The organism is Paenibacillus sp. FSL K6-1230, from assembly GCF_038002385.1.
Taxonomy (GTDB): Bacteria; Bacillota; Bacilli; order Paenibacillales; family Paenibacillaceae; genus Paenibacillus; species Paenibacillus massiliensis.
The window spans coordinates 4,568,186-4,592,796 of sequence record NZ_JBBOCK010000001.1; the positions used below are offsets into that span (position 1 = coordinate 4,568,186).

General features: G+C 49.1%; 18 protein-coding genes and 1 riboswitch. Of the genes, 6 read left to right on the forward strand and 12 right to left on the reverse strand.

The features are described from left to right. Nucleotides 1-395: 395 nt before the first annotated feature. The 4 genes from mmuM to MKX74_RS20075 all read right to left on the reverse strand — a co-directional run bounded on the left by mmuM (nucleotide 396) and on the right by MKX74_RS20075 (nucleotide 5,017). Nucleotides 396-1,334: a homocysteine S-methyltransferase gene (gene mmuM / locus MKX74_RS20060; RefSeq protein ID WP_341180619.1), complete on the reverse strand. Its 939-nt coding sequence runs from the start codon at nucleotides 1,332-1,334 to the stop codon at nucleotides 396-398. A 67-nt stretch (nucleotides 1,335-1,401) separates the two neighbouring features. Beyond that, entirely contained in the window at nucleotides 1,402-2,799 is a 1,398-nt protein-coding gene (mmuP, locus tag MKX74_RS20065) for an S-methylmethionine permease (RefSeq protein WP_341179600.1), read from the reverse strand. A 206-nt stretch (nucleotides 2,800-3,005) separates the two neighbouring features. Beyond that, nucleotides 3,006-3,109: riboswitch (SAM riboswitch) on the reverse strand. A 59-nt stretch (nucleotides 3,110-3,168) separates the two neighbouring features. Next, nucleotides 3,169-3,960, reverse strand: a complete 792-nt coding sequence (locus tag MKX74_RS20070) for a sulfite exporter TauE/SafE family protein (RefSeq protein WP_341179601.1) — start codon at nucleotides 3,958-3,960, stop codon at nucleotides 3,169-3,171. A gap of 397 nt (nucleotides 3,961-4,357) precedes the next feature. Then, nucleotides 4,358-5,017, reverse strand: coding sequence for a YitT family protein (locus tag MKX74_RS20075; protein WP_154659017.1), 660 nt, complete (start codon nucleotides 5,015-5,017; stop codon nucleotides 4,358-4,360). 231 nt (nucleotides 5,018-5,248) lie between these two features. On the opposite strand from MKX74_RS20075, the gene MKX74_RS20080 reads away from it, so the two are divergent. The 5 genes from MKX74_RS20080 to MKX74_RS20100 all read left to right on the forward strand — a co-directional run bounded on the left by MKX74_RS20080 (nucleotide 5,249) and on the right by MKX74_RS20100 (nucleotide 9,920). After that, a complete protein-coding gene (locus tag MKX74_RS20080; protein WP_018885039.1) occupies nucleotides 5,249-5,695 on the forward strand; it encodes an Lrp/AsnC family transcriptional regulator in 447 nt (148 codons plus the stop codon). Between the two features lie 329 nt (nucleotides 5,696-6,024). Continuing rightward, a complete protein-coding gene (locus MKX74_RS20085; protein WP_341179602.1) occupies nucleotides 6,025-7,185 on the forward strand; it encodes a type III polyketide synthase in 1,161 nt (386 codons plus the stop codon). Beyond that, a complete protein-coding gene (locus MKX74_RS20090) occupies nucleotides 7,172-7,894 on the forward strand; it encodes a methyltransferase domain-containing protein (protein ID WP_341179603.1) in 723 nt (240 codons plus the stop codon). Before MKX74_RS20085 ends, MKX74_RS20090 begins: the two co-directional genes overlap by 14 nt. Before the next feature lie 93 nt (nucleotides 7,895-7,987). Continuing rightward, nucleotides 7,988-9,136, forward strand: a complete 1,149-nt coding sequence (locus MKX74_RS20095) for an NAD(P)/FAD-dependent oxidoreductase (RefSeq protein WP_341179604.1) — start codon at nucleotides 7,988-7,990, stop codon at nucleotides 9,134-9,136. A gap of 7 nt (nucleotides 9,137-9,143) precedes the next feature. Then, the gene (locus tag MKX74_RS20100) at nucleotides 9,144-9,920 is read left to right on the forward strand and encodes a hypothetical protein (RefSeq protein ID WP_341179605.1); all 777 of its coding nucleotides are present in this window, start codon (nucleotides 9,144-9,146) and stop codon (nucleotides 9,918-9,920) included. 93 nt (nucleotides 9,921-10,013) lie between these two features. Here MKX74_RS20100 and MKX74_RS20105 read toward each other — a convergent pair whose 3' ends face one another. The 5 genes from MKX74_RS20105 to MKX74_RS20125 form a co-directional block, all read right to left on the reverse strand. Then, nucleotides 10,014-10,790 (reverse strand): AraC family transcriptional regulator, encoded by a 777-nt coding sequence (locus MKX74_RS20105; protein ID WP_341179606.1) that lies wholly within the window; start codon nucleotides 10,788-10,790, stop codon nucleotides 10,014-10,016. 20 nt (nucleotides 10,791-10,810) lie between these two features. Beyond that, nucleotides 10,811-11,392 carry a LysE family translocator gene (locus MKX74_RS20110; protein ID WP_341179607.1) on the reverse strand — a complete coding sequence of 194 codons (582 nt, stop codon included), beginning with the start codon at nucleotides 11,390-11,392 and terminating at the stop codon, nucleotides 10,811-10,813. 192 nt (nucleotides 11,393-11,584) lie between these two features. Beyond that, entirely contained in the window at nucleotides 11,585-14,557 is a 2,973-nt protein-coding gene (locus MKX74_RS20115; protein ID WP_341179608.1) for an S-layer homology domain-containing protein, read from the reverse strand. 267 nt (nucleotides 14,558-14,824) lie between these two features. After that, nucleotides 14,825-15,532, reverse strand: a complete 708-nt coding sequence (locus tag MKX74_RS20120; protein ID WP_341179609.1) for a hypothetical protein — start codon at nucleotides 15,530-15,532, stop codon at nucleotides 14,825-14,827. A gap of 203 nt (nucleotides 15,533-15,735) precedes the next feature. Beyond that, nucleotides 15,736-17,079, reverse strand: coding sequence for a sugar phosphate nucleotidyltransferase (locus MKX74_RS20125; protein WP_341180620.1), 1,344 nt, complete (start codon nucleotides 17,077-17,079; stop codon nucleotides 15,736-15,738). A 158-nt stretch (nucleotides 17,080-17,237) separates the two neighbouring features. On the opposite strand from MKX74_RS20125, the gene MKX74_RS20130 reads away from it, so the two are divergent. After that, nucleotides 17,238-17,930, forward strand: a complete 693-nt coding sequence (locus tag MKX74_RS20130; RefSeq protein ID WP_018885049.1) for a response regulator transcription factor — start codon at nucleotides 17,238-17,240, stop codon at nucleotides 17,928-17,930. 10 nt (nucleotides 17,931-17,940) lie between these two features. Here the strand turns inward: MKX74_RS20130 and MKX74_RS20135 are convergent, their stop codons facing one another. The 3 genes from MKX74_RS20135 to MKX74_RS20145 are packed head-to-tail and all read right to left on the reverse strand — an operon-like array spanning nucleotide 17,941 to nucleotide 24,601. Beyond that, nucleotides 17,941-22,365 carry a hypothetical protein gene (locus tag MKX74_RS20135; protein ID WP_341179610.1) on the reverse strand — a complete coding sequence of 1,475 codons (4,425 nt, stop codon included), beginning with the start codon at nucleotides 22,363-22,365 and terminating at the stop codon, nucleotides 17,941-17,943. Nucleotides 22,366-22,421: 56 nt separating this feature from the next. Next, nucleotides 22,422-24,155, reverse strand: coding sequence for a sensor histidine kinase (locus MKX74_RS20140; RefSeq protein WP_341179611.1), 1,734 nt, complete (start codon nucleotides 24,153-24,155; stop codon nucleotides 22,422-22,424). Beyond that, nucleotides 24,152-24,601: a hypothetical protein gene (locus MKX74_RS20145; protein WP_341179612.1), complete on the reverse strand. Its 450-nt coding sequence runs from the start codon at nucleotides 24,599-24,601 to the stop codon at nucleotides 24,152-24,154. The genes MKX74_RS20140 and MKX74_RS20145 overlap by 4 nt, the downstream gene beginning before the upstream one ends. Between the last annotated feature and the right edge of the window lie 10 nt (nucleotides 24,602-24,611).

A 24,611-nucleotide genomic window follows, 5' to 3' on the forward strand; every position in this document is an offset into this window, starting at 1 on the left:
AATCTCTCCATTTTCTGCAATTCTGTATTCTATATTTATAAAGGTATACATTATGAACCATTTCAAACTTTTTAAATACTATATATCTGCCCTGTTTTCACGTCAACAATATTAACGTCAAAAGCGAGAAAACATTTTTATCGGGGGACAAGAATGGACTCGCAAGTCGTACAGACATCTATACGCGAATACTTGGTGCATGCATCATAGTCCTTCCCCCACTGGCCGTCTACATTCCCGTCGTCAAAGCTCTTGAATAGCTCCTGCGCATAAAAAATATCCTTCGTACTGACTCGTCCATTTCTGGTACGACGAGAGCACGAAGGACTATCTTATGCAAGGCTAACTCATGTAAGGCTATCTCATATAACATGCTGGTTCATATCATCATATCGCTACGTCCGCCACTTCTTCGCCAGATTGCTGATCTGAAGGGGAGTTGTCCGGCAGCAGCCACCAACTAGCTGCGCCCCGGCAGCTACCCACGCTTCGGAAGCCTCGGTCATACTGCCACAGCTACCATGCCCACTCCATGTCTTGGTCGTTGCATCATAGGTCTCACCCGAATTCGGATAAATGATGACTGGCTTGTCGCTTGATTGCTTTAACAGTGTCACAGCTTCCGTCACCACCTCCATCGGAGCACAGTTCAGGCCTATGGCAACCAGCTGTGGCTCGTCCGCCATCAGTCTCGCACAATCCGTTAGGGAAGTGCCCTCACTGATCGCTGTGCCGTCTTGGAGTGAGAAGGACAACCATGCATAGGCACCAGGAAATTCCTTCAATAGCTGTATGAGAACCTGCGCTTCCTGCAAGGAAGGAATGGTCTCAAAAGCCAATACATCTGCCCCTGCCTCCAGTAATGCAGCCATCCGCGGACGATGAAATTCAGCTAACGTCTGATCAGACACCTGATAATGCCCAACATATTCAGAGCCATCTGCGAGAAAGGCACCATAAGGCCCTACAGAGCCGGCTACCAATGGGAAGGGGCGGTGCTTCGCATCGGTATCAAGCTCAGCCCACACATCGTCCCTCGCTTGTCGAGCCAGCTCAACCGTCTTCTTGATCAGTGCAAGCGAGTCCTCCTCCGTGAGCCCTCTTTGACGGAAGCCCTCGATACTCGCTTGATAGCTTGAGGTAATCGCACAATCAGCGCCAGCGCGAAAGTATTCAGCGTGTACCTGATATATGATCTCAGGCTGCTCTAATAATACTCTGGCAGACCATAGTGGATCATCCAGGTTACAGCCATGCTGCTCCAACTCCGTAGCTAAGGCGCCATCCAGAATAATTACAGGATACCGGCTTAGAATGGCTTCAATCGGATTCATTTTAAACGGATTCGGTTCAACCGAATTCAATTGAGCTTGCGTACTAGTGTTATCAACGAGATTACGATTAGTCATTAGCTTGTCCTCTCCTCTTCGTGCGATGCTGCACATAATATACGCCATAGCAGATCGCTATGAATGGAACTCCGCAATATAGCGCAATCCGCTGGGTAGGGTCAAATGCGATCCCAATGCAGGATGCCAGACAGAGCAAGAAAGATAGAATCGGTACTACCGGGTACCAAGGGGTACGATACGCCAGGTCTTGAAGCGCTCTTCCTTCACGAAGATAGGCTCTGCGGAACATGAACTGAGAAGCACTGATGCTCATCCAGACCGCAACGACGGCAAGACCTGAGATGGACACGAGGGTAATGTATACGGTATCTGGTGCTATGATGCTGGACAGCAATGCGAGCCCTCCGCCCAGCATACTGAAGATCATGGCATTGAGCGGCACACCGCGAGCGGTTAATCTGGCGAACCAGGGAGAGATCGTCTGCTTGTCAGCCAGCGACCACAGCATTCGTGCCGAAGCATAGAGGCCTGAGTTCGCAGCAGATAGTATGGCTGTCAGGATGACAAAGTTCATAATATCTGCGGCATAAGGAACACCTACGCGCTCCATTACGGCTACGAAGGGACTCTCCAGCACACCTGCATCATCCATGGGGAGCAGTGCCGACAGAATGATAATCGTACCAATGAAGAAAATGACAAGCCGCCATAGCGTAGTATGCATCGCCTTTGGAATGGTCTTGTGCGGATCAGCTGTCTCCCCGGCTGCAATACCGATCAATTCCGTGCCTGAGAACGCAAAATTCACAGCCAGCATCGTCATCAGGATGGCAGTAGCTCCGTTCGGGAACCAGCCAGAGGCTGTAATATTACCGAACCACGGTGCTGACGAAGAGTCTGCCATGGGTACAATCCCTACTACCGCTGCACCACCAATTACGATAAAAAGTACGATGGTCAGCACCTTCACGGAGGAGAACCAGAATTCAGATTCCGCGAATATTTTGACTGTCAGGGCATTCATAAGAAAAATTAGTAACGCAAATATCCCGCTCCAGATCCAGACACTGACCTCAGGGAACCAGCGCTGCATCAGTAAGCCGGCCGCTGTGAATTCCGAGCCAAGCGCCACGGTCCATGTAAGCCAGTACAGCCAAGCCACCGTGTAGCCCGTAGCTGGTCCTATATATCGAGAGGCATAGCTGTGGAAAGCTCCGGTCTCTGGCATATGCACCGCCAGCTCGCCTAGACAGAGCATGACGAGATATACGACCAGCGCACCGATCAGGTAGGATAGAATCGTGCCCAAGGGACCTGCCTGCTGAATCGTGTAGCCTGAGCTAAGAAATAGCCCCGTACCAATGACGCCGCCAAGTGAGAGCATGACCACATGCCGCGCCTGCATTTTGCGTTGAAAGCTACCTGTAGTTGGTCTATCCGTGTTCATTGTGTCGCCCCTTCGTCTATCTATCTGTAAATTTGAATTACATACTATTGCACGAGTTCACTACGTAGTCAGAACCATTCTCCGATCGCTGTGAGAGATGCCCCAATTCTTCATATCCTTTTTCCAAGGGGGGCCGCGTATAGTCTAAGCACGCAAAAAAGCACTCCTAAAACAGGAGTGCGCCATTAATTTCCCTAACACAACCGCTCCTATCTATCAGACTCTTGTGTCTGCTGGAATTAGCACAGTATCATAAGGATCTGTTGCTGAGGCTTAATCGGGCCAGTCCCTCCACCTCTCTGGATAAGTTCAAGAATTTGTATTTTAATATAGCGGGCATAACGTGCAGTGTCAACTTTTTTCTTCATCCTATCCCTTGAACATCAAACGGATCGCTACAATGAATAGACAAATAGACAACACCCGAATGATCAGCTTGGCCGGAATTCTGGAAGCGATCCGTGCGCCAATCTGACCTCCCAGCAAGGCCCCAATCGCCAGCCAGACGAAGGTTCCCCACAATACATGTCCCAATACAGCATGCGAGACCGTACCGACCAGAGAAGACAACAGAATCGTGAACATGGACGTCGCTGTTGCAATATGAGCCGGAAAAGCCAGAAACAAAATCATCGTCGGCACCATGACGGAGCCTCCCCCAATACCGAACAGGCTGGAGAGAAAGCCGACAAAAAAAGCAACGACAGATCCAAAGGTGATGTTGAAGGAATAGCTGTGCTCAAGTCCGGTAGCATCCACAAATATTCTGGAGGTGGTAGGCTTCAGAAAGCCTCCTCGACTACTGGTCGGTCTAAAATTAATCATAACAGCCATCAGCAGTAAAAAGAGACCCAGAGCTATGAAAAACACGCGACTGGCTACTACGCTCGTAGTCCATGCCCCAAGAATTGAGCCAGGGATCATGGCAATGGAAAAGATCAGTCCGCTGCGATAATCAATTCGCTTCTGCCTGGCATAAGAGATGGTGCTTGAGATCGCACTCACGAGCAGCACCGCCATCGCTGTACCTGAAATATTATATACAGGCAGCGTATACATGAATGCCAGTACAGGCACGATAATAAATCCACCACCAAGACCAGCGATAGCTCCGCTAATTGCAGCGAGCATGCCGATTAGAAACAGTACAAGATTCTCCATTGATGATTCTCCTTTTTCCTCTGCTTTCTCCTGCAGCTTCTATAATATAACCAGCCACCCGAAAGGCTACGCTTCCTTGCCGTGTCACATGCTTGATTACATGCTTGATTACGCGCTGGATGGAACACTGGATGATATGTCAGTCTAATACGATTCTGCTGTACAGCTATACGCAGCTAACACAGCTAACGTGGCTACCGCGTACCCAAAATTAGTCTGATATCATTCTAGCAAATGTCACTGTTGACACCAACCCTGCCACAACGAACAGACGAATAGGCATAAAGGATCGGCTGCCCGATTCTCTATGCCTATTCATTGTAATGAAGCCAAAGCAATCCTTTAATCAGTAATATTTAATCACTAAGCCACGGTTAATAATCCTTTGACCCGATCCTCAAGCCTCCGCTTCGCGCCCTCCACGATAGGGCACTGCTTGCTGCTGATGTTTCGGGGCCGTGGTCGGCTTGAAATTCTTCTTGAAATAGCTAATAATAGCGGACACGATCACTACCGACAGAACGGAGAGAATTCCCTCTAGCAGCCCTACAGAATAGAGACCGAGGAGTACAATCGTTGTATCCAGCACCCCATTGATCACACCCGGATTCCAGTTCCGCTTTTGCTGCATATAGAGAGCAAAAATGCTTACTCCACCTAGTGAAGTCCGATTCATAAACAGCACGGAGAGCCCCAGACCACATAGTATACTGCCAGCCACGGTGCCGACGAATACAGGCAGCTCAAATACGGGAAGGAATTTGTCGAGTCCTGACAGCAGCGTCACCAGCGTGACCGAAAGCACCGTATGCAAGGTAAAGTTCCAGCCCATTCTAACGATAGCGAAACCATAGAACGGGAGATTGATCAAGAAGAACACCCAGGAAAACGGTGCATTCAGGATATAGCTAATCGTCAGCGACAGCCCCGCTGTTCCCCCCGTCATAACATGGGAATGTCTTAACAGAACCAGTCCCGCACTCACCAGCACACAGCCTAATACCAAGTACAAATATTTTTTCACATCCAGCTTCATCTTCCATCCTTCACTCCTCATATGAACACAACAGTCCCCATTGGATTGCTGTATGCCATCAGTTGGCCGTTGCCATTGTTACGTATGCAGCTCTCTATTTATATTTGCTGACCACGCCGTTCAATTTGCATATTTACATGATATAATACGAAATAAGCAAAACACATGCTAAATAGCATGAATTTTGCGAGGTTCACCTGGTAAAATGTACGTTTTTCACTTTACATAATTTCATATTGAAGGAGCTAACACATGGATCACATCGATATGCAGCTTTTGAGATTACTTCAGGAGGATGGACGCATGACAGTCAGTGAGCTATCCAAGCAAATGGCACTAAGTCGGCCAAGTGTGACAGAGCGGCTGCATCGGCTGCAGGAAAGAGGTGTCATTGAAGGCTTCACGGCGAAGGTATCCCCTGCTGCTGTTGGGCGAGGAATATTGCTCATCATTCAGATCAGTGACCTGAAGGTGTCCCCAGTAGAATGGGAGAGCATGGTCGCCACGGAAAAGGATGTGATCGAGTGCCATCGGGTTACAGGTCATATCGGTTATATCATCAAGGCAGCCGTGCATGGAATGGACGAGCTACGTCAACTGGTGGACCGTCTTATGAACTACAGCTATGTCAACACCTCCATCGTGTTAACCTCCCCTGTTCCGCACCGCGCCATTCTGCCTGAAGCACCCGCCGAATAACGCTCACCGGTGCAGCGAGCGTCAGCAGATCACGTCAGCTCTGCCCACTGCCGCTCCTGCATCCCCCTCCCCTCCCTCTTGCTTGCCCAAACTTAGCTCAGGGCTTCCTTTGTTCTAACTCCATCGGACTCGCACTACATATGGATATGGAATACATCACACTCCACCCAGCCTATTGTGATGACACAGCGCCTTTTCATTACGGATCAGATTCCCGCAGAACACTTGAGGGTAAATATGGAACATGCTTATTTGAAGCCGTGTAGCCCATGACTTCATAGTCTTGACTGCGCGCTCTTCATCATTTTTTGTCCATGAGGAGGTCCCCTATGACCGTTATGAGCAGCGAAAAACCTGCTACAGCCATTCTTGGATTAGGCACAGCCCTGCCAGCCCATATTGTGCCCCAGTCGGATATTGCACAATTAATTGCCTCCAGTCTGCACGACCGTCCTGATCTGGCCCGATTCGCAAGACGAATCTTCAGAAGCTGTGGCGTAGAGACCCGATATACCTGTGATGCCAGCTATCTGGGCGAAGCCCAACATTGTCGTTATCTGCCTGCCGAGGATTCGTCTCAGGTCCCGACCACTGCAGAGCGCATGCAAAAATATCAGCAGTCCGCACTACCACTTGCGATGGAAGCAGCCGTAAAAGCCCTTGCAGACGCTGGACATCAAGCCGCTGAGATCACACACCTCATTACCGTCAGCTGTACCGGACAATATCTGCCTGGGCTCGATGTGATGCTGATCCGTGAACTGGGACTGTCAGCACGTGTCAATCGTCTACCTCTAATGTTTCAGGGCTGTGCAGCTGGGCTGAAAGCCATTCAGATGGCTAGGGATGTCGTTCAGGGATACCCCGAATCTCGTGTCATGGTTGTATGTGTTGAGCTGTGCACCCTTCATTTCCAGCCTGCTCTGAATCGGGAGGCTCTGTTCGCTGCTTCCTTCTTTGGTGACGGTGCAGCCTCTTGCATCATCGGTGCGCCAAGTGATCGCCATGAGCATTATCTGGAGCTAGGGAGCGGTTACGCTGTCCTGCTGCCAGATTCAACCTCAGATATGACCTGGGAGGTGGGGAATACGGGCTTTGACTTGTACCTCTCTCCACGTATTCCGAAGCTGCTCGCTGCTTATCTGGAGAATGAGCTGCAGAATTTGCTGCAAGGCGATTCCCTGCCTGAGCTGTGGGCCATTCATCCGGGAGGACGAGGTATCGTGGATGCGGTAGAGGATGTCCTCCAACTGACTGCAGCCCAGACCAAGTTCAGTCGGGAGATTCTGAGAACTGCTGGCAATCTGTCCTCAGCCACGATTATGTTCGTGCTGCAGGCCATGCGTGATGAGTTGAAGTCTTTGCAGCAGAATGCAACCTCTGGCGTTGCGATGGCCTTTGGTCCGGGCTTAACAGCTGAGCTGATGCGTTTCACGTATGTGCCCAGCAGCACGCCATCTATACGGGAGCCAGATCATGCCGTTCTTTAGAAGCTTGTCTGTTCGGGCTCAGGAAGAGGAGCTGATGGATGATTTCTCACTGGGGGGTGAGGAGCTACATGAGGCCCTGCGTCATTTGAGAAGGCTGAATCGTATTTTTGCAGCCCCTGGCCCCACTCTCGTCGGTGTACAGAAGCTGTGGAATGCCGTAGGCCGCCCTCCAAGACTCAGTATTCTGGATGTAGGAGCCGGCTCCGGTGATGTCAATCACAAGCTACTGCAGTGGGCTGATCGACATCATATTATGCTAAAAATTACACTGGTGGACCTTACAGCCGAGGCCTGCGGGGAAGCACGGATGTTATTTCGGGAGGAACCGCGCATTACAGTACGCCAAGCTGACCTACGCGAGCTTGAGGACGGGGCTGCGGATATCGTAACAGGCTCACAGTTCATTCATCATTTTGACGGTGAACAGCTCCTGGCAATGGTAGCTCATATGCTGAGGGTGTCCCGCTACGGGGTTGTTATTAACGACATTCATCGGCATCCGATAGCCTACACAGCAGTCTGGCTGACGACCCGTATCCTATCGAGAAACCGTTTTATTCGCCATGATGGTCCACTGTCGGTAGCGAAAGGCTTCCGAGCTGAGGATTGGGAAAAGCTGCAAAGACAGCTCCAGCATGAAACGATGAGCTACGAGTGGCGTCCCCTATTTCGGTACTCTGTCGTCATTCCTGCACACATGCGGAAATGACATGCAATCGTATTTTGTAGGCTAGCGGCTGACCGTTCACAAATGCATATACCATTGGAAAGGCAGGTGAGCAAGCGGATGTTGTACAGAGAAGTGATTGTAATAGGTGCTGGTATCGCGGGGAGCAGCTGTGCGCTACAGCTTGCACGTCAGGGATTTCAGACCTTGGTTCTGGATCGTGCACAGTTTCCCCGCCATAAGACGTGTGGAGAATTCCTGTCACCAGAAGCACGAGAAATGCTCGATTATCTGGATGTACACATCCATGCTCACGCCCCCGGGCCAAGCCACATGAGTCATGCCAGAATCATTTTGCCAGACGGCGGAAAGATCGAAGCGCCTTTACCAGGTAAGGCCATCGGGATCAGCCGTTACCATCTGGACCGCCTTCTGCACGCACAGCTGTCTGCTGCCGGAGCAGAGATCGTAACAGGGACGGTCCAGAATATTCGCAGGTTGGGTCCTCAGCGATATGAGGTGACCGTCAGACAAGGCCCCGAGGAGGTTCGATATGAGGCAAAGGCAGTCATAGGCGCGTATGGGACCAAGCAGCCTAAGAACTGCTCTGGCTCCGATTCCTTCCGGGATTCAACCGTCTATGTAGGAGTGAAATCCCATTACAGTGGAATAGATATTCCTGATCGGGTGGAGCTATATTTCAACGGAGGCGGCTATGTAGGGATATCTCCAATTGAGGAAGGGCGGGTCAATGTTGCTGCATTGCTGCCACTGCAGGCTGTTCGAGGAAGCGGTACATCTGTGCCAGACATTCTGTCAGCTGCCGCACAAGGTAATGCCTCACTGGCAGACCGGCTTGCCCAAGGAGTACCGATCAACGGTACTCAGGTCTCTGTGGCCCCTCTCCGCGTCTCTGTGCAACCACAGCCTTGGTCAGACTTTCCGCACGTCGGGGATGCACTGATGATGATTCCGCCTCTTAGCGGGGATGGAATGTCCATCGCGCTACGTTCTGCCCTGCTATGTGCACACTGGACCGAAGCTTATCTGCGTGGTACTGTTAATGTTATGGAATGGCAGCAGGGCTACACCAAGGAAGCCGAACTGGAATTCTCCGCGCTGCTAAGAAGAGCACGCCATATGCAGAAATTAGCTTTTGCCCCCATGAATCGACTCTATCCAGGCCTTGTCCGCCTTTTCCCCAGCTTGGCGACTCATATCGTCAAAGCTACCCGGCTGAGTGAAAAAGGATATCGGGTTGGAGCCGTCACGAATAAGAGGTAATCAGAACATGAGAAAGCTTATGATCTCCTGCCTGTGCCTGCTGCTTGCAGCCTTGATCGGGGCCTGTGCAGGAGAGGTTACTCCAGTGCCGCATGGCCAAGACACGAACGCTAACCGTAAGACACAAGAACAGACGTACGCAGGTGCACCGTTATCCTCAGTACCTTCAGCATCAAATGTAGCTTCGGCTCCGCGAGCATTGGAGCTGCATACACCGGATGGTGCCAGCTTGTCTATTGATATTCATGATCTGCCTATCTATGAGGAATATTTGTCAGAGCAACAGAACCCATGGACGGAATGGAGTCGCTCTACGCTCGTTAACCTTGATCTGGGTATTCCGTCCACCGGAACCTTCGCGCTACTCAAGTATAATTGTGGCAACAAGGCCTGCTCCACGCTACTCATCAGCATCAGCAGCGATGGAGTTCGTACTCTTCCGATGCCAGACGGTATCTTCCAGGATACTCAGCTGTCCCCCAATCAAGAGCAATTGCTGCTTCGTTACGCTGATCACGAAGGCGGGCTGGTCACACGCCATCGCATATTTGCCGTTGACCTTAAGCGCTGGGAGTTCCTTTCACCTGTGCTGACCAAAGATGCTGAAGAACTGATGGAAGAAGCAACTTGGCCGGTACGATCGTATGAATGGGTCGACAACGAGCAATTCAAAGCCGAGATCGCTTCATTATCAAGTCCATCCTATGAAGCGGTGCAATCCTGGTTCGAGGAAGAACAGCATGTAACCCGTGACGTTACAGTTCGAATAGAACAACGTCGATAAAATGAAGATGAATCATAACGATTAGCTGCGCTTTAACTTCATTTGTTTTCCTGATGCTGATTCACGCATGCATGGTGTTCAGACTTCGTATTATTATAGCTGCATGCTATATTCATAGGCTGTGACGCCGAACATCCGTTTAAAATGCTTGTTCATATGGGTGAGATCCACGAATCCACAGCCTGCCACAGCAGTATATACATCCCTGGAGCGTTCAATGAGCTGCCTGGCATATTCCACCTTGATGTTCAGAAAGAATTGATAGGGGGATATTCCCGTCTGCGACCTGAACTCGCGGATAAATTGATATTTGGACATCCCGAACTCCTGACTAACCGTCTCCAAATGCAGTACATCATGTATATTGGCATGCATCATGTCCTTCACGCGGCTTACGAACATCGTATCCTTGGCCCGATTCCATACTGCTTCTCCATCGACTCCAGACAGCGTATGCAATAGACGATACGTCAGGTCACTAACTAGCGATTCTTCTCTACCGCTATGGATCGCTCGGTTCAGGTTGAGAATATGACGTGCCAGACGGATATCATAGACGATAGGTGTGCTGAAGCGGAGCTCCTTGGCCCCCAGAATTTCAGAGCACAATTCAGGGTGGATGTACAGCATGACATAATCAATGCCCTCCCGATCGAAGGAGCTGCCATCGTGATACTGCTCACGGTTGAACAGCATGACTCCACTTCTATGCGAAGCCTGATAATGGCCGTCCAGATGATACTGCTGAATTCCCCGTAGCGTGACGCCAACGGCGTATTCCTCGTGTGCATGCTTTTTATAGGTAAAATCAGTAAAGCTGGCAGACAGCGAGAGAATATCTGCGGATTTTTTGTATTTGAACATTTCCATGTTGATGTATACCTCCACTGCTAGATAAGACCTGATACCATAATAGCCGAATAGACTAGAAAAACAGCCATTACCACGTTCAGAAGCTTGAGATGTCGATTCAGCATCCGTCTTAGCAGAGCCCCGAATACAGCCCAGCTGGTATAGGCCATGAAGCCGATTACCGTAACAAGCAGCACGAACAGGCTCAAGGCGATCACCGAATCATAGTAAGGCAGGACATATCCAGGTAACACGGTGAACGTGAACAGAATGACCTTAGGATTCACAAATTGCATGACAAATCCGGTAAAAAACCCGGGGCGCGCTCCTGAGCCTCCTTCGACATTGCCCATTTTATAGACGAGATAAGCCAGATACACCATATAGATACTTCCTACAATACGCATGCCATCCAATAGATATGGAAGACTCTCGCGGAGCAAATGACTTAGCCCCGCCGAGCTAGCAAGCAGGAGGCCAAAGGCCAACGTAGCTCCCCATACATAATTCATGGTTCTACCTGCCCCATAATGTCTGGCTGAGGATAGAATCACAATGTTGCTCGGTCCTGGGGTGAAAGTGACGACTATACAATAGATTATAAAGGAAATAAGATTCATGGTACCCTCCGGTTATGATGTTACCCGAATCTTACGCCAAGCGAAGAACTGGCTATAGTACATTATTGCAGCATAGGCTTCTTGCTCATAGAGCTTCATACAAAAAACAATGCAAAAAAACAAGAACCGACAGCAATTCGCTCTCGATTCTTGTCTATCCTTACTAGGGTCTACTGTAAGTAGCCCGTAAGCTTATTGATAATTCACATCTTCAGCAAAGTAGATGTCCCGCAAACGTTCCTTGATACGCTGAATTTCTTCGGCTGTTAATGGCGCTGTAGGCTGTAGCTTGAAATTTCTCCCCGTAACATAGCTTATATCCTCATCTTTATCCAGGTTATACGGTGTAACAGGAACGGGACTGCGGGTATAATCTGTAAAATCAATAATCGTCCACGCCGTGTCCCCATCCTCCTTGGATAAAATGATCCGCTGTGAAGCATTTTCAGTCCACAAGTAACGCAGATTCGCCGGGGAATGATTGGAATCCATAGCCGCTTGAATGCCGGAGCCTCTAAACATAAGAGTAAACTCCGTTTGGCTATTATTCGATCCGGCTAATGAGGTGTAAGCCTGTTTGAGCCCATCCACACCCACGATTTCAATCTCGCGGTCAGCCGGGAAGTGCTGCACGAAGTTTTGCCAAATCTGAGCCATATTGTTGTTGTTCGCTAGCGAATGAATATCAAGAATAATGGACATGTAATTCAACGTATTCAGACGCTGATAAGGATTATCCAGATATTGCTGTGCTATATACAGTTGTGGTGCTGCATCCGTTTCTGTCACGTAAGGATCACCTGGATGAAGCGTCCAGCGTGAAGAATCACTTGTATACCTTGAACCAATGGGATCAATCGTGATGGAGTTCATAAATACGGTACCGCTAATATCGCCAATCCCTTGTGCAGGAACCATAGGATTTTTCTCATGGGACCAGTACGGCATCAAAGGCGAGCCCTCACCGTACATCCCGTTCACATTATATTGTGTAGCTGACCATCCCATGGCAGAAGTAATTCTGTAGTTATCCTTAAGCCATTGGGTCTGTTCGGGATTGACTGTGAAGCTGGTCAGAGATCTTGGCAGATATTTGCGATATTGGTCCGTGTCCATGCTTTCGAACACGGATGGCGATCCCATTGTCCCGGACTGATGCAGATTATTGAGTGCATTATACCGATACATGTACAGCCATTCACCCATACGCATTTCCCAGATAGGAAGCTCGTATAGATTGTTCGGATACCCGTCCAGAATTCCGACTTCATCGTCGAATTGATCTACATACTCCAACACCTTGCTAAGCTGTGGTCGATTGGCATCTACAAACACAAAGCCATTCTCCATAGCCCATGTCACTTTAATGTTGGGACCAAAGCGATCCGCCAGCAGTTGACGGGTTTGTTCGATCTGTGCTACCGTTGTCGCGCTACCCTGTAGCATAATGGAAACAGCAAAATACTGCTTTTGGCTTGCTCCAGGTACTACCGCTAATTCCCCATCCGCTATGAGACTTACCCCCTGGGAGGCTGAATCCACCTTGATTTTGAACGGAATGACCGAGTTCACTGGGGGAATGAGATGTAGATTGGCGATTTTCCCATTCTCATCAAACACGCCCGTAGATTCCTCTATCCGAATCTTCAAATCAGATGGTAACGAGCCAGGGTCTATAACCTCTCCTTGAGCATTATGAAAGACGAAGGACATCCCCCAGGCAGCAGGATCTAGGTTAGCAGCCTCCGCAATGGTATACGTATCTAAATATACCGACCTGATTACATTCGGAGGCTCGGGTAAAGGCTCCTTCTCCTTCACAATCAGATGGGTCTGGGCTACCAGCACCTGATAAGGTTGGGCGATGGTTAGACGCATCTCTACAGGAATAGCGCTACCTGCTGACGGAATATGATTGGCATGTGCTATTCTGCCCTGATGATCGAACACGCCTAATGTATCACTAAATGTGTAGGTAACACTGGTGACACTGTCAGGGGGAATGCTGACCAATTGTCCATTATTGTAGAGCTCAAATGACAGCTGATACGAAGGATACGTATTCGTGTCATTCACCAGCTCAGGTGCCTTAATGACAACCTCATCCACAACAAAATCCCCATCATCATCCGGTGGCCCTGGATCTGGACCCGGTGGTGTCACCGGTGGCCCTGGATCTGAACCCGGTGGTGTTACCGGTGGATCTGGATCTGGACCCGGCGGCGTCACCGGTGGATCTGGATCTGGACCCGGCGGCGTCACCGGGGGTCCTGGATCTGGACCCGGTGGTGTTACCGGTGGATCTGGATCTGGACCCGGTGGCGTCACCGGGGGTCCTGGATCTGGACCCGGTGGTGTTACCGGCGGCCTTGGTGTCACTGGCCTAGAGTCACGATCCTTGGACCTCCCGGTGTCCGGATTCAGAGGCTTGACATTGGTGGCCCCAGTGTCCGGCTCCGATGGATTGTTAGGCTGATCCGTCGTTTCAGCCTCATCCCCTGCTCGTAAGCGCTGGGCACGATCCTTCACCTTATCCCCACCTAGCCAGATCCGATAAGCGACCAATGTGGCATCCTGCCTAGTCACATATTGCTTCGGATGGAAGTAGCTACTCGTATCGCCCTCTATTAATTCCAAACGCTCCATCAACCATACGCTAGTTCGTGCATAATCTGATATTTCCGATTGATCCACGAAGCTTGGAATACTGGTCATTTGGGTATCTTCAGAGACGCCAAAATACCTGGCATACCAAACGACCATATCCTGACGAGTCAAATTCTGCCTGGCACCAAATAATTGTTCACTTATTCCTTTCGTAATACGCTCTTCCTGCAATGCCTGTACATAAGGCAGAGCCCAGAGGGATACATCACGAAAAGAAGCTGCGTTGCTGTTATTCGATGTTCGCTGCAGGGTCTTGGCAAAAATGCTGGCAAATTCCTGACGCGAAATAAAATATAAAGGTCGAAAGCTCCCATCCTCATAGCCCGTAACATATCCTTGCGCAGCCATCGTCTCAATGGCATCCGCTGCGTAGGAATGCTCGATATCGTTAAAGGACCTGTCGGCATAAATAGTTGCACTATGTATACAGAGCAGCCAGACAGCCAGTAACCCAGCCATGTAATGCTTCATTTCTTTCAACTTTTTTTCATTACTCATTATTGGGAATCATTGCACCTCCTTACGAGTTCGCACTAAGCTGCTCTGCATGAGTCTCCATAGTAATGATTCTCTTGGGTTAGAACGGATTTTCATAACTTCCATACACCACACTGTATATACTTGAGTTATCGGAATCTTTTCTCCAGAATTGAATATGGAGTGTAAAAAAGAAGAAATAACACCTGTTTCCTCAAGTGGTTCGAAGAATACAAATGTTATTTCGTTTGTTATTTCGTTCTGACCTGCAGATATTTCCGCACGACTTTAGTCTTTTTTAATTTCAGATCCCTTATAGATATAATAGTGATCTTCTAAAATCCCATTTTGGGGGAAAGCCGCAGGATCTCTGTCTTTGACTTGACCAACCCATACTCGGTTAATCAATGTAGCCGTGCCTTCCTCCACGAGTGCTTCAGCCGTCATCCCAATCGAAGTTGACTGTCCCGTGCTAGGCCAGAAGTGAATTAGATAGACCTCATCTGTATTAAAATGATAGCGTCCATCCGTTGAGGTCCCCTCATAAAACTGCTCTGCCAGAGCTGCCGCCTCAGATCCCTTCATAAAAATCTGGATAGACTCCGTTCCGTTCCACCCGGTATGACCTTCGTTGGTTGGGCTAGCGTAATCTACGATTAGCGGCTCTGTATGATATACAGAATCCGTAATTGAATATGTATACACGCCATCCGTTACACTCTTAACTGCCACTCCCGTGTTGCTCCCTGTCAGGAAGCCGTTGAAGCCCCCATATACATTCGCGCTTTTGCTAATAGCAGCAAGAGACTTTGTCCGCTCCATGACGCCTTCTCTTCCAGGCACAGGTGTCAGCTTGAACGTCCTGAGCTCAGTCCCCTTGTACTTATCCCAAGTGTATTCGTAATAATAGCCTGCATGTGCTACACCGCTGGTCCAGCCTGCAGACGCTAATACGATTATCCCCATTAGGAATAGTAATGGCCATTTCTTCAGCATTATACCTTCTCCTTCTCCTGCGTAACCATTTGCATAATTCGATTAAGACGCATTATACAATGCATTATAGCGATTCACTAATTTTACTGACAGTTAAAATTTAGAAGAAAGGCATGCGCAAAAAAATAGTTCTCTCTTCTCCTCTATGTCCACTTTCAGTCCTTTGAATCAATATATGAGTCCTATTGTTGACAAAAATGGATTTAATCCTGATGTGCAAATTCATATCTGCAAATATCTGTCTCTGACACGATATGTCCGATCTGCGACTCAATGAATTCCAAGTCCCCCTCAATCGCCATAATGGAATGCTTTACCCCAGGCTCTACAACGATCAGCTCACCAGGACTGACGCGTTGTGTCACATCATTTATACAGACGCTGCCTGTTCCTGAGACGATGGTCCAGATCTCCTTTCGGAATTGGTGATCATGATAGCTGATCCCTCTACCCTCTGCTATAACAACACGTTTGGTCAGCGTCTGTAACCCATCTGCCGCCTTCTGATGAGATAATACCGTTTGTTTACCCCAGAAGCGTTCTTCAAATCGAGGGCCGATTTCAATCTCCGCCACCATATCCTTAATGCCTGTAGAAGATTGTCGATCTGTCACCAATACGCCATCCGGTCCCGCCACGACAATAATCCCAGGAACGTTCCAGATGCTTACTGGAATGTCCAATTCATTAATAATATGTGAATCAAATGAAGCCTCTGAAATAAATCCAGGTCCGCTAAGCTCAGAGCTCATCTCCCGTACCATCGAATCCCAGGTCCCCAAATCACGCCACTCTCCTGTAAATGGAAGCACCGAGATCTGACGTGTCTGCTCCACAACCGCAATATCAAAGCTAGTTTTTGGAATTTCTGCATAATTTGTCGAAATAGATGTGTAATCCGTGGGTAATTTCTTCTGTTGCAGTATATCCAGTAAAAAGCCAAGTCGGAACGAAAATACACCACAATTCCATAGCGCCCCATCACGAATTAAAGCCTCTGAGCGGATGAGATCTGGCTTTTCAACAAACGAGCTTACATGATAGAAGGCTTGATTAGGGCCAGCATTCGCCACGGGCATAATATATCCATATTTATCCGACGGCTCGGTCGGAACAGCACCCATTAATGCAAGATCGCTCCCGGATTGCTCCAGCACGGAAGGAAGCCTGCGCAGATGCTCAAAAAAATCATCGCCCGCATAGCCATCCACTGGCATGACACATACGATCTCGTCACGCGAGGCACCAGCTACATCATGCAGATAGGTCGCAGCAAGCGTTATTGCTGGAAAGGTATCACGTTGAGCAGGCTCTTCTATGACGACTACCTCTCCACCAATTTGCCTTCGAATGAGCTCAGCCTGGGTCCCACTGGTTGAGAAATAAGCTGAGGCAGCCAAACCCGCTTCTTCCAGCTGGCGCCATATTCTTTGGAGCATGCTTTCCGGTCGTTCTTGATGACGTAATATAGATAGAAACTGCTTCGGACGGTTCACATTGGATAAAGGCCACAGCCGCTTGCCCGAGCCTCCAGATAACAAGATCATTCGCAAAGACGAAACCACCTTTCCCATAATTGGATCATTTTTACTTATGCGAAGCTATTTATATTTAACATTTTTGCCGAATACATAAGTATGAAGCAGCGCAACAGTGACATGGTTGTGCAACGTATTTCAACTTGTGCACACAGGAGATGTTAGTCATGCCTACTAGAATACTCATCATAGAAGATCAAAAAAATTTGGCAGATATGATCGCCCTCCATCTTCAGGAGGAAGGGTATCATACCGATCTGATTTTTGACTACAAGCTAGCTCTTCCTGCCCTGATGCGTTTTAAGCCGGATATCATCGTGACCGATCTGATGTTCTCTGGACAGGCCGAGTCCTCGTTGATTAGCGAGATTCGCCAATGCTCCATGGTTCCTATACTTATCATCTCTAGTAACAATCTATTGAACATCAGGATCAAGGCTCTGGATGACGGAGCCGATGACTATCTATGCAAGCCCTTCAGTCTGATAGAGCTACATGCCCGCATCAGAGCCTTGCTGCGCCGATCTGGCAGCAGTCTGAATGAAGCGCAGACGGTAATCCCCAAGCACAAAAAGCTAAGAGTCTGGGTGAACGATTACCGCCATAGTCTGATCGTCGATGACCAGGAAATCGGAGTGACTCAGATCGAATTTGACATTATAAAAGAGATGTCCAGCAATCCGGGCAAGGTTTATACCCGCAGCGAGCTCATGGACCGCATCAAAGGGGGAGAAAGAGCCTACCTGGATCGCACCATTGATGTGCACATTTCCAGCCTTCGCAAAAAGATCGAGTGTGACCCAAAAAATCCGCAGCACATTCGTACGGTCTGGGGTAGAGGCTACAAATATGAGCTCTAGGTCCCGACCATCATCGCTTGCGCTTTCTCCAGTAACGATAAGGAAGCACACATGCTACTCCACCCAGTAGCCCGATGAAGAACAGGATCCAGCCAAATCGGTAGGCGGAGGCCAGAATGATGACCACCTCACCTTTGCCGCTACCGTTCGTCAGAAAACCGCTTGTCACCCCATTCACAGACAAACGGGCTCGCTGCTGCTCCCCCTCCAACCTGAACTCCCACAGGGGGTTGGGGGACTGGGTTGCACGGATCAGTACCTCCTGATGCGTCGGGTTATAGAGGGTGAAGCCGTACTCCATGGCACTCCATCGACTGGTCTGAATGCTCTCGGTAGCATTAGGAGCTACAAGAAAGGTATCCAGATCGCTCCCCTCAAACAGGGTGAATTGATCTACGGTAATCATCGCTTGATAAGGAATGATAGAATAATTTTTCATTTGAAATAATCCGGATTGCTTCTTGTCTACATTCGCCAAAATTTGAAATTGCATATAAGTGGCTCCCTTAGGGGCCGTCACAATCTGATCATAATGGTTCCATTGCTCCTTATCCCGCTCCTCTACCTCGTCGATGTATGAGGTCTGGAGAATCTGAGATTCCTGATTCAGGAAAATGATCTTCATATGCCGACTGCCAATTTGCTCTGACCGCGCATCTAACTGAACGGAATACTCTTGAAGAGGCTTCACCTCCATTTTATGAGATGCATAAATGTTCCAGTCACAGGAATAGCTTGCTGCATAGCGGATAGACAACTCCTTATCCTTCAAAGACAGCTCTGTTTGACCCGGACGGAAATCCGGTACACAGCCTACATTCGTTGCTACAGCTTCCTCTGTATCTCCCCCCGGCATCAACTTCACTTCCTGCCCCGCCATGCGGTGAATATCTGCAAAGGTGCTCAAGGCTGGGACCTGGCTATCCAGCTTTAGAGACAAGCGGTACTGCCCCTTAGGGAAAAATAGATCCTTGAATTCAATTCGTCCATAATTACTCAAGACACCGGGCACCTCTATGATCTGCTTCGAGAAGCCATCCTGATAAGGCACAGTCTCCATCACCTGCAGCTCTGATGCAGAGGTAGCCGGTAAGCGCCTATACGACTCATCCGTGTGAATCTTTCGGGTCAGAAGCTCACCTGTCTCCTTATTCATCCATTCCATCGTCAGCTCGCCTTGATAGCCTGAGGGCAAATCGGCCAAGATGGCTGTGGAGTATGTTCCTGATTTGACGACCTCCACGTCCCTGCTCAAGGCTCCCTTCTGGAAGCTGATTCCTCGTCCCATACTGAGCCGTGGCAGCGCTCGCTGTGTCTGTACATTCCCCTGCAGCTCAAAATCATTCTCGGCCTCCAGAGTGAAGAAGAGCTTGCCACGCTTCAATGCCTGCTCTACTGGAAACGACAGAATATCCAGCTGGTCCACAGGTACAATCGCAAATTGGTTAACGGCATTAAAGCCTTGCAGATTATACACCGTAATTGAAGAATCCCCCTCGGGGAAGGTATGCTCTCCCAGGTCTACCCATTGGAATTGGTTCAAGCCTTCATCATGAGTACCAATATCAACTACTCCATCCGGTAATGTAACCTGCAGCTTCCCGCCAGCTCTGTTCATCAGCACTCTGGCATACACACGTGAGCTCTGCTGCTGATCCAGCTTCTTGTGCATGGTGAACGAGTTAGGCTTGCTGTATTGCCCCAAATCTCGCAGCTGGATATCATGAATCCACCAGTAGTTTTTTTGCTGAGGACGTTGGAGTGTCAGCAGATCCATACGCATCCAATAGCTGCCGGGCGGCGATACGTACTCTCCATAAAATTTGACACTATCAAAATCATATCCCTCCGAGGGTGCAACCACATAGCTGACCCCCAGCTCACGCATATCCTTATCATAAAACCTCATCTTCACGTGCATCTTGTTCGTCCCGCGACCAGAGACCGTAATGTTGAACTGATACGGATTATTCTCCTCGGCCTCCAGCAAGCCCGATCTGGCCACCTGCCATATATTGCTCGGGTCCCCCTTCATGATCTCGCCCTGCAGCGTCGGTACATCATTTAATTCCTCACGAGGATTAGCTTGTACACTGAACAACTGTGGATTATCAGGCTTGAAGAAGGTCTCCGTTCGCAGCATGGAGTCAAAATCCAGAACGGTCTTCCCTTCAATACTGTTCATCTGATAAGGAGCCACATCCAGCTTCTGGGTAGCAAAGGTGACGGCAACTCCCGCATCCAACTCCATATCAAATGGAAAGTTCTTGATGTTCTGCGACGATAAGTACCACAGCCACTCCCCTGTCGAGGTAAAGGTCTTGGACCATTTCAAAAAAGCATTGCCATCCTCGATCGCATCAAAAGGACGCAGGTAATATTCCGCAGGAAGCTGGGATAGCAGGAGATCATTAAAGGACATGGCTTCCACGTAGTCGTCCTTGCCTACCATCTGGATGGTGTTCAGCTCTGGCTTTAATGCACTGAACAAGACACCGAAGCGACTGAAATCAAAGCCTGGTAGATGGCTATAGCTCTCCAGTCGACTGAACCCGTACGGGGTCACAATTTTACTCCGTAGAATGTTCATATATGGAGGTGCCTGGTCCAGATTAAATATAGAGAAAATATCATTGCTGTAGGTATTCTTCACTCCGCTCTGAGCCTGTAGCTGAGACAGGTGAAAATCCTGTCGCTTCTCCTGCCCCACATATTCGTCATGATAGACTAGCTGGTTGATCCCAAAGGCTGAAAACAGGTTACCGAGGCGGGAGCTTAGACCATGATCCATAACATATTGCAGGAAATTCAGATAATAGGTGATTCCGGGGTCGTTCCCTTCATGATGGAAAATTGTGTTTTTGGGGGAAGAATACACCTGAAAATCTCCAGTTGCTTTTTCGTTAGCCGTCTTCCCTTTATTCCAGCTTGGCGTGGCTACTCCGTTGTAGCTCTGGATCATATTGTCGGCAATCGGGAAATACAATGCCTTGCTGTCAAAGCGCTCCGGGTCTGTCAGCTTGTCAGCCATCTGGCTGTATTCCTGTGGAACTTGAACCGGTTTGTAGTAGCCCTCAATGAACTGGGTACGTAAGGGAGCCACATACACACCGAGACATACCACGACAATGACCACTGCCAGCCTCTTATAGGTACGCTGCAAAGGTGATGAGCCGAACCACTCCATGAACTGAATCACACCAAAGGTCAGCAATACCCCAAAGTTCAACGCCAGCAGTCCAATGAATTTGTTAGGATCACGGAATACTGAGCCGATCACGGGTGTCTTGGTGACCAGAATAACAAACCACTTCGCAATCGACGGGAACGTCGTTCCGGTCGCTGCAATCATGAACAAGATCGTAAGCAGTGAGAAGATCAATATGATCGGATTCTTATGCGATCTGGTCATCATAGCGTAGCCGATTAGCAGTAACAAAAATCCTCCGCCAATATAAAATACGGCAGGCAGTAAGGAGAAGGAGAACATCGGCCACCAATAGCTTAATAAGTAAGCTACATTCGATAGACCGCTGTTCCGGCTGAATAAGGACAACGTATCTACCACATTGATATTGTGCTGGGAAGCCTGGGCATTCATAAGGATGCTGCCCACGTAGAGGGACAACCAATAGAAGCTAAGCAGGCCAAAGAACACACCAAAAATGAGGCCCTTGCGTATAAAATTGCCGTATAGCGCCTGTATGTAAGCTCGTCCGGCTTTACGGTACGTCCAGGTCAGCTTGATCAACAACAGCATCACGAACAAGCCCAGATAGATCATCCCGAAGAAGAAATAGTGAATGGCAGCTGCACTGACCGTGAATACCGCAGCCAGCAGAAACAGATCAATCCAGTTTCGTTGGTACAGCTTGTGTGGATTATAGTTAGCAATGAGCTGAATTTGAAATTTAGGATCAAACGCACTAAAAAAGAAGCGCAGCATTAACGGAAACAAGCTATACCCACAGAGCAGATAAATGTGCTGGATGCGGAAAATAACCCAGGGATTCAGCGCATAAAACAATGCGCCGATCATAATAGCAAATATGCGGGTCTTCGTGAAGCTGGGTGAGTAGTATACGCTCACGAGACGCTTGGCAAAGGCATACATCGAAAATGCTGATGTAAAAAGTAAGCCCGTGATGAAGGATTTCAGTAGTATCGGCCCGCTCTCATCAAATAACAAGGACAGCCCATAGAACGGCAAAATATACAGGATACGGGGGGCATTGAACAAGGTGGAGGTGGACCAACGCTCGTTCCATACCCCCATGATTTCCTCCAGATAGCGATGAGAGGTGGCTCCAAAGGCAATATCACTGAACACAATTTGTCCTGGCTCATAGATGGGGGCAAGATAAGCAACTATGGCGATTAGCATCAACACCATAGCCGCCAGATCATAGCGGAAACGAAATATCCATTTTCTCATGCCTCTGCCCCCTCTCTTGAAATTCACACGATTCTGTCGGCTTTGAGCTTCCGTACTTAACGTCGCAAGCGGATAACTGCCTGCAAGCCTTGATCTGTATTGCGCAGCTTCAGACGTGCGCCGATCGTCTTCAGATATGCATCCATGTTATATAGACTGAATGCTTGCTCTTGTGGATTTTGGGAATAATCCGGCTGGAAATAGTTCCAGCGCATCTTATCATTAATACCACCGCCCGTATCCTCGATGATAATCATGATTTCTCCCTCCTCCAGCCGCGAGCTGACCTTGAGCATCTGTGCTTTACGCCTCGCTCGCAGACCTGCTCGACTTTTGTCCTGACCCTCTGTCTGCTCGATTTTTTTCTCCATCGCTTGCACTGCATTTTCCAGCAGTCCCTGAATCGTCTTATACAACAGCGGTGCTTGGGCCGCAATGGATGGAACAGGCTCCTGGCGCAGGACCACCTGGATATCCTCCATGTTCAACGTTCGTTTCGCCCATTTCAGCGACTCGGTCAGCACCTCATTCAGGTCTGTGAAGCTAATTCCGCTATGATCATTCATCTTCTCCTGCAGGTCTTCGCGCAGGGTGCGAACCTCCGTGAGTAGCTCACCCAAGTTGGATTCCTGTCGGAGTCGCCCCTGAATGAAGGTATCATTGATCTCCCGGAAATACTCGACCTCCTCATGGGTGGCTCCCTTTCCTTGACTGGAGGAGGCTTCAAAGCGATTGGCCAAATCATGATAGAAGCCTAGCAGCTTCAAGTCATCTCCACCCGTCAGCTGAGCCGTCTGCTCCTGAAGCACCTGCAGCCGCTGCTCGATATTTTGCATTAGCGGCAAATAGTACGTGTCCTGCTGCTGCCTAACATCCTCATCACGCCGCTGATCGCGTACCTGATTATTTACGATGGCATCCTTCACCGTTCGGTTACGGAACTGGACAAGCAGGGCCCAGAGCAACAGAAGCAGTACGGCTAGCACCATCCATAGCTGTGTGCGAAAGGAAGCGATCCGTTCAGGAATCTCCTGGCTGATATCCTCCACCGAAATGTACAGCGCCTCTTCTCCAATGCGGCTGAAGCTTATGCCGTAGCTCTTCTGGTCTACCTCAATGACGCCTGTATTGCCCTCCAGAAGTCTTCGGGTGACGTCCGTAATATCCGTGCGGTTGATCTCGGATTCAGTCCGAGAGGCCACAACCTTAAATTGATTATTGTAAAATAAGACCTCATGCTGATGGACCGGCTTGCTTCTAATAATTCCACTAAGCATGACGGCATCAATCGTGCGCACCATGAATCCACCCGTCTCGGCTCCTGGAATTCTGCAAACCATATACTGAACAGGCTGATGATCCTCCGTTACAAAAGGACTTACTGCACAGCCGTTCTGCAGCCACTGAATCTGCCGCACCGCACCTGTCATCTCGGGATTGTTCTGTCCAGCAATGACACGATACTGCTCGTCCAGCACGTAGAAGATCCCTGTTTGGCGTTTCCATCCCTCGGAATATTGACGATCTCCCTGGTTCAGCACATCTGCGCCCAGACTTGCCGACAGCTCCTTCAATTCACTCTCCCAAGCGGCATATCGCTCCGTTATATTGGCAGACAGCTCTTGTACTTCATACTGAAGTCGCTCGCTTTGTATGTCCGTCAAGTGATTGCTGAATTGCCGCATGACCAGCCATTGGAGCACGACAGCCAGGATGACCGTTACACACAGTACGATCAGATACGTAATCGCCTTCTGCCAGCCCGGCTTTAATAAAATCCATTGCTTCATGCTCCCTTGTCCTTTCCATTTTGTTCGAGTCGGATCAGAACCGCTTGAATCAAGCATTCCAATTCGTAGCTGACGAGTGGCAGTCGCGCGCATAGCAGCCGGGGAGTTCTGCGCTGGAGTGCGGCAAAGCGTGCAGCCGTCTCTGTCTCCCCATCCGTCAGTAAGATCAGTTCACAGGTTTTCCCAATATAAGTTCGATCCAGCTCCTCTTCGCTGAACTCACGCAGATCAATGATGTAGATCTCATGGCGATCATCCATATGCTGAAGGGTGCTGGAGACGGTCAGTGTCATACTCGCATGCCCGGCAGCGTGGTATTGGTGCAGCAGGAGCATGCCCTTCTCCCACAGCTTCTGCTCCGCAGAATCGAATCGTTCACAGAACTGACGGAGCGCCCGTTCTGTATTGGCGTCTTTCAAAAATGCCAAAACGCTGATATTATACATGTAGTACCTC